Consider the following 13,001-nt stretch of genomic DNA (forward strand, 5'->3'; position numbering starts at 1 on the left):
TCTCCTTTTCCATTACTTCCCTCAAAACACTGACCTTATCCCTTTTGGCCAATCAAAGTACGCCTCAACGAGTCAAGAATCGACGTAGGTATGCCTCGCTGCTCCAAGCTGTCTACAACTTGCGTCATAGCGAGTCCTGCATTGATACCTAGGTAGCGTAGAGGCTCAGGTTCCCAAGAACGCGGCGGACGGTCGAAGATTTTGCTAACCGATGGCAGGAGTTGTGGGGTCAGCAAACGCTGTGCTATCAACCGTCCGATGAGGTTAGTCAAGGCTACTCCATCGCCTGCATAACCATACACCTTTATAAGTCCAGATTCCTCGTTCACATCGATACGTGGAAACCAATCTCGCGTGACCCCGAGGGTTCCTCCCCAAAAATGGGTGAACTCTACGCCGTCGAGGCCGGGCAACAATTCGCGAACGCTACGCTCAAGCCGCTGGCGCATGTCTCTCCCACGTTCAGGAGCAGGCGTGATCGTTGAACCGTAACCATAGGGAGCACCTCGTCCCCCGAAGGCAATCCTACGATCAGCGGTGATCTGACCATATACGACCAGATTTCTCTCATCGGCGAAACTCAGACCAATTTTAGGACTCCCAATAGATGCGTACTGCGCATCGTTAAGTGGAGCCGTCACGATCATCATCGAGTAGAGCGGCAATACCAACCGATGCCACTTCGCAAACTGAGCGGTATAAGATTCGGTCGCAACCACGATCGAGCGAGCCTTGACCGTATGCGAATTTGCCACCAACGCATGATCCCCAAAACTCACGACATCGGTGTTTTCGTAAATCCTGACTCCCATCTCGTCTAGACGGTCAGCGAGTCCACGAACTAACTTGGCGGGCTGTACTGTCGCGCACTGTGGCTCATGAGCTCCTCCAATCACACCGTTCGCGCGCAGGAAACGCTCAACACCGCGTGCATCGAATAGAGTTGAACTCAGCGGTACATCTGCTTGCAGCCGTCGCCACTGCGCATGGTCTCTGGCAAGCAAGACCGTCCCGGCCTTAGTGAAGTCACACCGTATACCGAGCTGCTCCACCTGGCTGCCGACTTCATCAACCGTAGCCTCAAGGGAACTCTTCAGTTCGCCTGCTAGAACGGAACCATACTCGCGTTCAACCCTCGAGAATGACACCGGGAAAAGGCTAGATACCCAACCACCATTGCGACCTGAAGCACCAAAACCAACATAAGAACGCTCGAAAACCGCAACGCGAAGGCTAGGGTCGAGTCGAGCGAGGTAGCGCGCAGTCCACAAACCAGTAAGACCACCACCAACGATCGCAACATCGACTTCGATTGATGACCGGAGCGAAGCCCGTGGCTTTATCTCGTCAATCTGGTGCAACCAGAAACTCGGAAGGACCGACACGGGCTATCGCTCAATCACTAAATAAGCTCGGCTATCGACCGATGGCTTGGGCTACAACCGGATGAACGATCTCACCCTTAGAGATGTTTAGCGAGCCGGTCAACATAGGATCTTCGGGATCTCGTGCGAGTCGAACGAGCTTCGGGACGACCGCCGCCGACAGCGCACGTGACGCTGTCTTCGGATATTGACCCGGTACATTGGTCACGCAGTAGTGAATGACTCCCAGCTCCTCGTATATTGGCTCCGAGTGCGAAGTCGGTCGCGACGTTTCGATGCAACCACCCTGGTCGATTGCCAAGTCAACGATCACCGAACCTGGCTTCATACTTGCGACATGGTCGCGTAGCACCAACTTAGGTGCCTTGGCACCGGTAACGAGAGCAGCACCAACGACGAGATCTGCATCTCGCACAGCCTCGCTGATTGCGTGCTCGGAGCTTGCGAGCGTTGCCGTCACTGTACCCTCCTGATGGGCCATGTAGAGCCTATGGAGGTCGATGTCGACACCAGTAACCTCGGCGTCCATACCGCGAGCCCCACGAGCAGCCATCGTGCCTGCGACGCCCATCCCTATAACCACAACGCGCGCTGGTGGTACGCCAGCTGACCCTCCGAGAAGTACTCCTGACCCAGCAGCGAGATAGTGGGCGCCTACGATAGCAGCGGTGCGCCCGGCAACTTCACTCATTGGTGCAAGCAGAGGAAGGCCGCCCTTCTCTTCAAGAGTCTCATAGGCGAAGGCATCGATGCCGCTATCAACAAGGGCTTTAGCCAGCGCGGGCTCTGCCGCAAGATGAAGGTATGCAAAAAGCGTGAGATCCCTACGAAAGAAACCCCATTCGGATTCCTGGGGCTCCTTGACCTTTACAACCAGGTCAGCCGCCCAGGTCTCTTTGGCATTGGCAGCGATCTTGGCTCCCACACCTTCGTAGTCGGCGTTCGAAAACCCCGCACCAACACCTGCATTTGTCTCTACAAAGACATCAAATCCGGCCTGAACACAGGACTTCACAGCAGAGGGATCGAGCGCGACCCTCCGCTCCCCATCTTTGATCTCCTTAGGAAGGCCGATCGACTGAACCATACTTACTCCTCAATCACTCGTAGCGACAGACAAACCCGACGCCAGAAATCGTAACGGGACAACTCATGAGCAATTTGACCCACAACTATGCTAGAGCATTCAGAGATAGGGTGCAAGCGAATCAATAAGAAATACAGGTCAATTCAATTGATTCAAAAGCTAAATGTCATAAAATGACGGAATCCTCATGGCGTAAGCAAACAGTCAGCATAAACGACGCAAAACCAGCCACTGAAGGCTATTCTTGGGGCAAGTGTCATACTTCTCACCATCTTTCAGTCAGCTCTTCCCCAATGCAGCAATATCCTCGATAGACCCCTTGGCCTCACAGGCGGCAGTAGATCTGCTACGTCGTGGCGGATCCGCCATTGACGCAGCTATCGCGGCGAATGCCGTCCTCGCGGTGACTGCCCCCGACCAATGCGGTCTGGGGGGCGACCTGGTAGCACTCGTTTACTCTCCACCATCCTCACGAGGTTCTGCGGAGGTCCAATCACTGCAGGCAATTGGCTCGTCTGGCACTGGAGCTTCAGCCGAAAGTTTGCGAGCTGATGGCCATAGCTCAATTCCGCGGTCTAGCCTTCATGCTCTTACCGTACCAGGCGCGGTCGACGGATGGCTAGCACTTCACCACAAGTTCGGTAAACTCCGTCTAGATCAAGTCCTCGAAGCGGCCATAGGCTACGCTAGCAACGGATTCCCAGCCTCAAATCGTCTGCGGCGCAACTTCGAACAGATACGCAATCTCGCCTCTGGAGTCGAACTCGCTAACTTTCTCAATCCAACGTCTAGCTCTTTTCCAATGGTGCGGCGCCCTGGCATAGCTCGAACGCTATTGGCGATATCAAAACTCGGTCGAGAGGGGTTCTATGCCGGAGAGTTCGGAGCCGAACTGATGAAGTTGAGCGAAGGTGTCTTCCGTCCAGATGACCTCGCTGAGCCAATCGCGAGGTTCACAACGCCGCTCAAGGCGACTATTTTTGGTCATATCCTTGCAACCAACCCAGCTCCAAGTGCAGGCTTCCTGACTCTCGGAGCGTTAGCCGCACTCGACGGGGTACCGACTGAGGTTGGAGACGTTCACTGGTATGCGGACCTTATCAATGCCTTTCGCACCACGGGATGGATGCGCGGGTATCACCACGATAAAGTCGAGCTGTCGACGGTCTTGGCCAACACAATCTCTCCCGCCACGCCCCTCACTCGTACTGTCGCAACTGGACCAGATACAACCGCAATCACCGCAGTTGATGCCAACGGACTGGGCATCGTGCTGGTACAATCGAACGGCCATGCATTTGGATCGCGACTTGCGACACCAGATACCAACATCTTCATCCATGACCGTGGCGCTGTAGGCTTCAATCTCATAGCCGGGGATGCCAACGAACTCAAGCCGCGTAGTCGCCCTAGGCATACACTCGCACCAGTCGTCGCTCAGACCCCCGATGGTCATCTCGCACTGCTAGCGGGAACCATGGGGGCGGATCGCCAACCCAGCATCCTCGCTCAGGTCATCACTGCAGCACTACGCGATGGGGCCGACCCGAACGATGCGCTGGTTCAGCCACGCTTTGCATTTTCTTCGCCCACCACTAGTGAACTCTCGGGCTTTGATACCTACGACAGCGATCAGCTACCAATCCTCACCTGTGAGGGGCACCTGCCAAAGCCGGTTATAGATGCGCTCGAAAAAAGATTTGGACCAGTGCAGTCAACCCCAGCTTTCGCGCCGGACGCAGGTGTTGCCCATCTCACACTCCGAAGATTCAACAATTGGATGATCGCCTCAGATCCAAGATCAGAGGCGGCTGGTACCGCTGGCTTTTAAGCGATGAGATCAACTCCGCTATAGAGAGTAGAGCTGCCTTGGCCACTCATACGACATTTGGGTAGTTGGTGCGCCATCGAGTCGCTGTGCTGTGGTTGACTAGATCCAGCGCGTTACCTCCATCCACGCACCTCGACCGCATGTTCAGGAAGACCAGGATTATATTCCTAACCGCATTCACGTCTGCGTTGGCGGTGTGTCCACACTACAGACAACAGAGGGTCTTCACTCTTGCGTTTCAACTTGTCAGTATCGCAATGCCGGCTTCGGCCCGTAGTGGCGACCATTCACCTATCCCTAGATCATCAATTCGCTGGACTTGGGACCACGCACTGAGAACTTCTTGTTCACGCTGCAATGGTGTTGATACACGCGCCTAGACATAAAGAATGACGTAGTTAACCGTTGATTGGGCCCTGGACTGCGCGCAAACTTGCCGCAGATCTACCACGCAGCACGCTAATCATCTCAGCTATAATCGCCACAGACGTCTCCGCTGTACTGCGAGACCCTATATCTAAGCCAGCTGGCCCATACACTCTCCCGAGATGCTCTACGCAGTTGCACTCCAGCAAACGTCGCCGTCTCTCCTCCTGTGTCCCCCTGGAGCCCAAGGATCCGACATAGGAGACCTCGGTATCCTGCAAAATATGGTGAAGCACCGGAGTCACGTGATCATGATCGTGATCGAGTACGACCACTCCATCGCTTCGGCCAACCAACGGAGGCTTCTCTCCCTGCCCCAATTGAGTTACCTCTATCCCGAGGAGATCCCCTTGGATCTGAAGTGCCTTGGCGAGAACACCTCCGCCAATGACGACCAACCGCGAACTTGGGATGAAGCAGTGAATATGAAGCGTCAGTTGCTCCGAAGCAAGCACCGACACCCCCGCCCTTCCACGCGCCAGTAGTTCAGCTGCCTGTTGAGTTCCAGGGCCATCACCCGGAAGATCGATAGTCGCCACCTGGATTCCAATGGGGCGTGACTGCGCATCCAGCGCGGTCACTAGAGCGAACGGCCGTCGCGCCCCGACATGCGGCCTGATGTCAGGCAGCCACGCCCATGGATGCACCATGACTCGAACCGACCCCCCACAGGCAAGTCCACTCGCTACAGCCTCACGGTCACCGATATCGAGTGAGAGGGTGTTGGGCTCCTCGGTCATACCTTCGGCGATAAGCCTCGACCCGAGTGACGGGGAGAGCACTGAACCATAACGCTGCCTACCGGCCACGACCATGAGGTCATTACTCCGATCTCCGCCACCAAAGCCGTTCAACTCAAACAGACGCGCCACCATCGAACTTGGGTCTAACTGCTGTTCGATCAACAAACTCAGCTCTTCAAAGTTCACTACCTGCCACCTTTGCCTTCGAAAAATATCTATGGATCTGCACGTTCGCGCATCAACTGCGCGAAGTACTGTTGCACCTTCATGGTTACCGGGCCCGGCGAGTTGTCAAACGTCCGTTGATCAATCCGAGACACACCTTGGACCATTCTGAGAGTGGAGGTCACAAAAACCTCGCTAACCGATGAATCGAACAACGAGGCAGATGAGACATCCTCTTCAGTGGCCCCAACGCCCTCCAGTACCAGATCGCGGGTGACCCCTGCCAAGCAACCAGCACTCAACGGTGGCGTAACAATTATCCCGTCGCGGACCAGAAAGATATTCGATCCTGATCCTTCGCAGAGGTTCCCAACCGTATTCGCGAACAGCACTTCGTCTGCGCCTTGTTCTATCGCCCAGGCCAATGCAATCACGTTCTCTGCATACGAGGTCGTCTTCAATCCAGCAAGCACTCCACGTTCGTTACGGGGCCATGGCGCCAATGCGAGTGCCGTCGTCGCAGGCTCAAGTGCAATCTCCTCAGTCGCGATGATCGCCCTCGGTTCAACTACCCTCGAACGACCTGATCCGAGACCTGAATTTCCTGCGGTATAGGTAATACGTATTTTTGCGGTGTCAACCCGGTTCCGAACGATCAGCTCTCCAATCCCTTTGCGTAGAGCCTCCACATCTGGCTCCGGGAGTCCCATGCCCCGTGCGGTACGACAAAGACGATCTAAATGTCTTCTCACCGCAAAGGCTACGCCTTCTACAACCACAAGTGTCTCGAAGGCACCATCGCCACACACAAGGCCATGATCGAAAACAGGAACACCGGTGTTGTCAGCCTCCTGAAGGTATCCGTCTATCCACACCATAGTCATGGCAACAACCTCCCGCAGTTATCCTAGTAGTATGCTCGATCAGACTCTTGAAGCCCTCGTCCATGGCCAGAACTTTGCCACCCTCACGACACTAACTCCGCAAGGAGTTCCACAGTCATCGGTAATGTGGATCGATTGTGACCACGAACACCTGCTCATTAACACCGAGGTCGCTCGAGCCAAATTTCGTAACATCTCGCATAATCCCGTCGTCACTGTTCTCGTTTGGGATCGCGATAACCCTTATCGTTACGTGGAGGTACGCGGCATCGTTCACGACACCATCACTGGCGATCTAGCTAATGAACACCTCGAACAACTGGCGAGAAAGTACACCGGCGGGGCCTTTGCTGGCACCATCGAATCTTCACGTGTCATCCTCAAGATTAAGCCGACACGGACGAGAGCCGTCGACTAGTGAAAGTCATTCCCGGCGTGCGTCACTACTGCCCTCTGCCATCGTTCGAAAACGCTAAACCCTTTACGGATCACTAGGATACGCAGCCATGAGCGCCCGAATCCACCAGGACGATAGGCGTCGCCTGCGGGATCTGATCGTGGTCGGTTGGTCTCACGCGGGACAGCATGCATACGTAGCGTCACTAGGAATTGCGATTCCCTACGTTATCGTAAGCTTCCACACGAACTACGCGATGGTAGGCATACTTCTCTCGATTGCAGCGATTGCAGGTAGCGCCTTGCAGGTACTTGCGCTAGTCGTCAGGAAGACTTCAGCGCGTCTCCTGTTCACGATTCAAAACATCGGCTCTACCATCGGTGCCGTCGCTGCGGCCCTAGCTCCAGGCATCTACATATTCATGGCCGGCCGACTCATCCAATCTGGTGCAGGTTGGCCACAACACCCCGTTGGAGGCTCCTATCTAGCTAATAGATACCCGAAAACACGTGGCACCACACTCAGCTGGCATGTCACGGCAGGCAACATTGGAACCCTTCTCGCTCCACTACTCATGCCCTCGATCATCGCAACGTATGGTTGGAGGGCGGCGTTCTGGACGCTCTCAGCTCTACTGGTGACCACTACCGTGGCCGTGGCGGTGTGGCTCCCGTCTCCTTGGCGTGGGCTAACCTCGACCAATGACTCAGCCGACCAGGAGGGCATCGGGTTTTGGAGTCGACTTCGCGCACTCATCCGCCAACGACCGGTCTTCGCGCTGCTAGTTGCTGGATCTGTCGCCGCTGGTGGACAAGGGATTGGAATTGTTGGGGTGTATACCCCCGGGTATCTGCATACATCTCTTCATCTTTCGGCAATTAGCCTGACTGTGATTTTGACTCTGCTTTACGCTGGCGCCGTTGTTGGGCCAATTCTGATGGGTTCGCTCGCTGATCGACGAAGTCATCGTGGCGTGTTGATCACGAATTACGGTTTGGGTGCCCTTGCACTGTTGCTGTTTGTCTTCTCCGGTAAGGATATACTCAGCCTCTCCCTCTTCGGCATCGCCATCGGGATCTTCTCGTACTCAGAGCTATCACTTCGTCAGACGGTGTTCTCCGACTATCTACCACCTGGTATGTCCCGGGCTGGGTTCGGCGTCTTCTTTACAGCCTCACAATCGATTGGTGCACTCTGGATCGCCATCATCGGCATCACGGTCGCAGACGGTGGGTTCAGAGATGCCTTTATCCTGATGGCAATAACCTTCCTCGCTGCGGCCTTGATAGTCCTCTGGGGGACGCACAAGCGACCCGCCACTAGAGATAACTCCTGACTGTAGCAACTTTATATTCCCAAACGTTGTGATGAATCCTACCTGGCTCGTCGACAGACATACTCCAACTCAAGGTTTCGTCCGATGAAAGAAGCGAGAGTATCCACCTTGATCATCAACCTCATCTGCTTGAGCAGTGATCGCAGCTGCTCAATGAGGGCATACTTCCATGATAGACAAATAGTGCTAACAAGAGCTATGACCTGCACATCTGCAGGTCATACTTTGCAGCCCCAACGGGATTCGAACCCGTGTCTCCACCTTGAGAGGGTGGTGTCCTAGGCCTCTAGACGATGGGGCCTCTAGGAGACTCGATCCACTCTAATGGCTCAAGACCACGAAGTCGCCACTTCTGATCACCATCTAGCGCCAGTACCGAGGACGCGCAATATATCGTCCCCGGTACTGCTCATGACACTAGGGTCATGACACTACGGCCGTTGTGTAGGTAGATCCGCGTTGGTGAACTCGGGATCGCGGTAATATCGACGCCAGATGAGACGATATAGCGGGATTTTCTCTGGAATCCTACGAAGACCAGGGATTACTGGAACAAAGAGCAGGGCGAGACTCAACACGGTCATAATGGCCAGCACCTCTACGTCTACATTGTCAGAGTTTGACATCGGTGGGACCTGATACCACATGGTGTAGAGCCACATCCATGGCTGCCCCGGCCAGGATCCTGTCTCATTCATCACACCCCACTGGTTGCCCTCTAGATGGTCAGCGCTAACAATTTGGTTCCAATAGCTCTTGGGTTGCGCAACTACCGAGTCCCCAATGAACATCACCGGGTTTGTGTAGTTCGTGGTATAGAAACTCGACTGGGTGAGGAGCTGTGCGTCGAGAGCACCTGATTGCGCCATAGCTAGGAGGTGGGTCATCAACTCAGGAACGGGCCCCGCTGAGGGCATGTGTGCGATCACAGCTGAGCTACTGAGAGACAGCCTGTTCATACGAGTCTGATAGTTGCTGACCCAGCGAGCCTCGGTTGCCTTCGATGCGTGTTCATAGGTCGCAATTGCCGCCGTCAGCGTCGGAAAGCCAGGCAAGGTAGATAGTGGGTTCAGCACAAAGTCCTTCGCAGTGTTGATCGGGTACTTGACGCCAAAGAACTTCTGAAGCGACACCGGACCAAGCGACTGCAGCGATCCGGTTCCTGTGTTGTAAGGCGGTCCATAGGTCGCGGTTGTGCTCGTTCCATTCAACTCTGTTAGGGCAATATCAATGAACCCCGCAGGCTGCGCCGTTGCCCAGGCCTGAACCGTTATCGGAGGAACATCTGGTGACGAGAATGTGATTGCAAGGATGAAGACCAAGACGAGCACTATCACAAAACCAATCGTCGCCTCCTTAAGGATGTCGTAGTGACGCAGCGGTCCGCGCCATGGCTTGCTGTACCTTCGTTCGCTCTCGCTCCACCGGCTCACTGCCCCACCTCCATCGCGTTTCCCTTAGTGCCGTTCCCCTGGTCCAGGGTGACAGCCGCAGTCGAGTTGTCTCCGTCGACCCCGAGATGAGCGGCCTCTGCGCCAATCGGAGGGACTACCCCCCGAATACGGACCATAAGCACATGAATCCCGACAATTAGCACCAAGACGATAGGCACCACGACAATATGCAACATTAGGGCCTGGCCAAAGTTCATCGCATTGAAGAAGGCGCCTATGCCGCCCGAGTTGAAGGCATCCTTTGACTCGAATGCAATCCACTGGGAGTCGAAATTGGTCTGTGAGAGGTATCCCGTGAACGCCTCCACTATCGAGACCAGGAACGCCAACACGCCAGTCATCCAGGTTAACCATCGCTTTCCACGCCATGCTGCCATCCAGAATTTTGCCCAGAGATGAACGGTCATAAAGCCCATAAACAGCTCCACCGACCACAGATGTAATGAGTTAACAAAGAGGCCAACATTGCTCACGTGCCACCACGTCGGTCCCTCAAGAGCAAGCACCATACCACTCAAAATCGCGACGATAAGAGCCCCGATGGTTAAAACGCCAAAGACGTATACCCACGACGACACATAGGAAGGTTGCCCATCTGGTAGTAATTTATCTGGGGGAAGGTACTTTAGACCAAGGCGTCGACCGCGACCAGTCCAACCCCCAGGAGCCTCTTCGTCAGCGTCCGTAGGAGCCGGTTGGTAGCTTTTGCGCTTTATCGGTTTGCCCTTCAGGAACGGGACGCTAATCGCGAGCACAAAGAGCACTACCAAGACAACGATGACGATAAAGTTCGCCGCCGAAATCAAGATGAAACCCCAATGAATGTAATGATCAGGATGGTTGAGGTTGACAATCGCCCCAACAATCGGATGACCGTGCATAGCGGTATCCTTCCTAGCGCCTACGCGCGAACGACTTACCCAACAGCAGAGTTACCCAACACGGGAAGCTCTATCATCAATCCTATGTAGCATTTAAGAGCTTCGTTAGGGACTTTGGTCACACAAAACACAGGCGTTCGCTCCCGATAACCGCTCGACGAGCGAGGACGAAGTGCGCACAAGCCGGACTCCATCGAGCGGTAACACGTAGATGCCAACGAATGATAATCACCATCAAACTGGCGTGATAATACTCACCCCTTCGGAATCTGCGACCATGGAAGTTCTTTGTCGGAGCGGGGCTCGCCAGCCAGGCCTAGAACTCGTTCGCCAAGAATATTGCGCATCACCTCGGAGGTACCTCCTTCGATGGTGTTGGCCCGGGAACGCAGAAACGCCTGCGTCGCCGTGCGCTGAGACGTGTCACCGTGGACACCAGCAAACTCTGGCCGTCGCATTGTATAGTCGGGGTAGAACAATGAATCCTCCTGCTGGGTGTCGACACAGAACTCATAGATCTTCTGGTTGAGTTCGGCGTTCGCCAGCTTGACCACCGAACCTTCAGGACCCGGATTACCCTGTTGACGCTGGGCGGCAGCTCGTAGCGAGGTGAGTCTCAGTGCCTCGGATCCGCACCAAAGCTGCATGAGCTGATCGAGTGAATCGACTGGGCTACCCCTCATGCCAAAGGTGTGCAGCGCTTCCGCAATGGCTCCGCCGCTACGAGGGAGAACCAATCCACCAATCGAGGCACGTTCGTTCATAAGCGTAGTGATGGCAACCGACCACCCATTTCCAACCTCACCCAGTCGCATGCTATCGGATATATGAACCTCGGTTAGGTAAACCTCGTTGAACTCGGCTTCGCCGGTAATCTGACGCAAAGGCCGCACCTCGACTCCTGCTGCTTGCATGTCGAGTACGAAATAGGTCAGCCCTCTGTGCTTGGGCGCATCAGGATCGCTGCGCGCCACCAACATCCCCCAACGAGCGACATGAGCAAGGGTGGTCCACACCTTCTGCCCACTCACAATCCACTCGTCACCGTCCCTGACTGCACGCGTTGCAAGTGAAGCGACGTCCGATCCAGCACCAGGTTCAGAGAACAGTTGACACCAGATCTCTTCACCCGTGAAGAGCGGGCGCAAAAGACGGCGCTGGAGCTCCAACGATCCATAGGTCATGACCGTTGGCGCACCCATACCCACACCAATCGGATTACTAGCGAAGGCGGCCGGCACGTTCGCGTCCGCCAGTATCTCGTCGACAATACCTTGAAGAGCTGGGCTCGCCCCACGGCCACCTAAGCCCGTTGGGTGATGCACAAACGCGAGTCCCCGGTCGTACTGCTCGCCGCGAAAGGAGATCCCTCCAACCTCCTGGAAGTCAACCTCGTCTAAAAGGCTTATCGTGGCTGACCTTATCTCTTGTTCGCTGATCGTCATCTGCCCCTCCTCGGCTTCAGCCTAGCAAACAGTTGGTGGTATCACAGAGCACGACCCACTGCCTTACATGCGTCTGCTTAGCGCAAGCGTGAGGCGATGTCACTTCGAAGTTCCCTAATTTGTCCAACCCAATGCGATGCCAGCGCGTGGTAGTCACTCCCATGCTCCATCAGGTGATGGAGTTGCGTATGCATCGAAGCAGCAGTTGCAAAGCTTCTCAACTCACTCCATCGGCCCTGCCTTATCTCAAACCAGTCAAAGAAAGGACACACGTGCGAAGAGCCGTCACCCAGGCGATCTAAGTGTCCGACGATGAGCGCGTCATTGAGCAATAGAAAGTCCTCGACTGCAAAAACTCGACTCGGAAGATGTAGCAGCTCACCTCGGTCGAGGATGCCAAGGAAGGCCTCCAGATCGATCGGGCGCGAGTAGAGATAACCCTGGACTAACTGACCCCCCAGGTGAATCCAGCGAAAAAGCTCGTCAGTCGTCTCTACACCCTCGGCAACGACACGAATGCCTGCAATCCTGGCGAGAAAACTGAGCGAGCTCACTACGGCAAATGAATTGACATCCATACCGAATCGAGAGATGAAAGACCGATCGATCTTTAATTGGCTCTATTGACATTCATGTGGATAAACTCGCCCTTTCATAGGGTAACTTCAAGTCAATCGGTCCACAAGCTAGCATCACCAGTGCGAGGGTAGCCTTGGCGGAGTGAAACCCATACGAGCGGGCAATGATGGAGCGAACTTTGGTGTTGAGTCCCTCGACCCTTCCATTGGATACCCCAAGTCTGATGGAGGCAAGTATCCCGTCTCGATGAGTTCGGATGGTCTTTGAGAGTCGGATGAAACTCGATAGTCGTGAGCGTGAGGCTCGCTTGCACCAGTGATCGAGCATCTCATTCACCTCGTCGATCTCGAGGTCACCAGCAAAGATCGCCCGTAAGGACTCCTTCATC

Annotated in this window: 12 protein-coding genes and 1 tRNA gene; 3 read left to right on the forward strand and 10 right to left on the reverse strand. The window is 54.9% G+C overall.

Annotated features, from left to right (window positions below; genetic code table 11):
- Positions 1–35: 35 nt before the first annotated feature.
- Positions 36–1,385 (reverse strand): NAD(P)/FAD-dependent oxidoreductase, encoded by a 1,350-nt coding sequence (locus tag FEAC_RS00925; protein WP_035391170.1) that lies wholly within the window; start codon positions 1,383–1,385, stop codon positions 36–38.
- A gap of 31 nt (positions 1,386–1,416) precedes the next feature.
- Complete coding sequence (ald, locus tag FEAC_RS00930) at positions 1,417–2,472, reverse strand: alanine dehydrogenase (RefSeq protein WP_035391168.1); 1,056 nt, start codon at positions 2,470–2,472, stop codon at positions 1,417–1,419.
- Positions 2,473–2,725: 253 nt separating this feature from the next.
- Between ald and FEAC_RS00935 the strand changes: the two genes are divergently transcribed.
- Positions 2,726–4,303 carry a gamma-glutamyltransferase gene (locus FEAC_RS00935; protein ID WP_052565085.1) on the forward strand — a complete coding sequence of 526 codons (1,578 nt, stop codon included), beginning with the start codon at positions 2,726–2,728 and terminating at the stop codon, positions 4,301–4,303.
- A gap of 398 nt (positions 4,304–4,701) precedes the next feature.
- Here FEAC_RS00935 and FEAC_RS00940 read toward each other — a convergent pair whose 3' ends face one another.
- Positions 4,702–5,658, reverse strand: a complete 957-nt coding sequence (locus FEAC_RS00940) for an XdhC family protein (protein WP_035391166.1) — start codon at positions 5,656–5,658, stop codon at positions 4,702–4,704.
- A 29-nt stretch (positions 5,659–5,687) separates the two neighbouring features.
- Complete coding sequence (locus tag FEAC_RS00945) at positions 5,688–6,521, reverse strand: aminotransferase class IV (RefSeq protein WP_035391164.1); 834 nt, start codon at positions 6,519–6,521, stop codon at positions 5,688–5,690.
- Between the two features lie 31 nt (positions 6,522–6,552).
- On the opposite strand from FEAC_RS00945, the gene FEAC_RS00950 reads away from it, so the two are divergent.
- A complete protein-coding gene (locus tag FEAC_RS00950; RefSeq protein WP_035391194.1) occupies positions 6,553–6,939 on the forward strand; it encodes a TIGR03618 family F420-dependent PPOX class oxidoreductase in 387 nt (128 codons plus the stop codon).
- Between the two features lie 88 nt (positions 6,940–7,027).
- Positions 7,028–8,254 carry an MFS transporter gene (locus tag FEAC_RS00955; protein ID WP_035391163.1) on the forward strand — a complete coding sequence of 409 codons (1,227 nt, stop codon included), beginning with the start codon at positions 7,028–7,030 and terminating at the stop codon, positions 8,252–8,254.
- 228 nt (positions 8,255–8,482) lie between these two features.
- Here the strand turns inward: FEAC_RS00955 and FEAC_RS00960 are convergent.
- The 6 genes from FEAC_RS00960 to FEAC_RS00985 all read right to left on the reverse strand — a co-directional run.
- A tRNA-Glu gene (locus FEAC_RS00960) sits at positions 8,483–8,555 on the reverse strand.
- 130 nt (positions 8,556–8,685) lie between these two features.
- Positions 8,686–9,687: a hypothetical protein gene (locus FEAC_RS00965; protein ID WP_052565087.1), complete on the reverse strand. Its 1,002-nt coding sequence runs from the start codon at positions 9,685–9,687 to the stop codon at positions 8,686–8,688.
- Entirely contained in the window at positions 9,684–10,589 is a 906-nt protein-coding gene (locus FEAC_RS00970; RefSeq protein ID WP_081901223.1) for a cytochrome b N-terminal domain-containing protein, read from the reverse strand. The genes FEAC_RS00965 and FEAC_RS00970 overlap by 4 nt, the downstream gene beginning before the upstream one ends.
- Positions 10,590–10,843: 254 nt before the next feature.
- Entirely contained in the window at positions 10,844–12,034 is a 1,191-nt protein-coding gene (locus tag FEAC_RS00975) for an acyl-CoA dehydrogenase family protein (RefSeq protein ID WP_152623007.1), read from the reverse strand.
- Positions 12,035–12,111: 77 nt separating this feature from the next.
- Entirely contained in the window at positions 12,112–12,642 is a 531-nt protein-coding gene (locus tag FEAC_RS00980) for an EAL domain-containing protein (protein WP_269078243.1), read from the reverse strand.
- 22 nt (positions 12,643–12,664) lie between these two features.
- A partial coding sequence (locus FEAC_RS00985) for a transposase (protein WP_052565091.1) occupies positions 12,665–13,001 on the reverse strand: 337 nt, incomplete at its 5' end.

This window comes from Ferrimicrobium acidiphilum DSM 19497, from assembly GCF_000949255.1.
Classification (GTDB): Bacteria; Actinomycetota; Acidimicrobiia; order Acidimicrobiales; family Acidimicrobiaceae; genus Ferrimicrobium; species Ferrimicrobium acidiphilum.

Bases quoted from the DNA above. Each gene is read 5' to 3' on its own strand.
- FEAC_RS00955 (WP_035391163.1), top strand. From the start codon at position 7,028: ATGAGCGCCCGAATCCACCAGGACGATAGGCGTCGCCTGCGGGATCTG.
- FEAC_RS00970 (WP_081901223.1), bottom strand. From the start codon at position 10,589: ATGCACGGTCATCCGATTGTTGGGGCGATTGTCAACCTCAACCATCCT.
- FEAC_RS00975 (WP_152623007.1), bottom strand. From the start codon at position 12,034: ATGACGATCAGCGAACAAGAGATAAGGTCAGCCACGATAAGCCTTTTA.
- FEAC_RS00945 (WP_035391164.1), bottom strand. From the start codon at position 6,521: ATGACTATGGTGTGGATAGACGGATACCTTCAGGAGGCTGACAACACC.
- ald (WP_035391168.1), bottom strand. From the start codon at position 2,472: ATGGTTCAGTCGATCGGCCTTCCTAAGGAGATCAAAGATGGGGAGCGG.
- FEAC_RS00950 (WP_035391194.1), top strand. From the start codon at position 6,553: ATGCTCGATCAGACTCTTGAAGCCCTCGTCCATGGCCAGAACTTTGCC.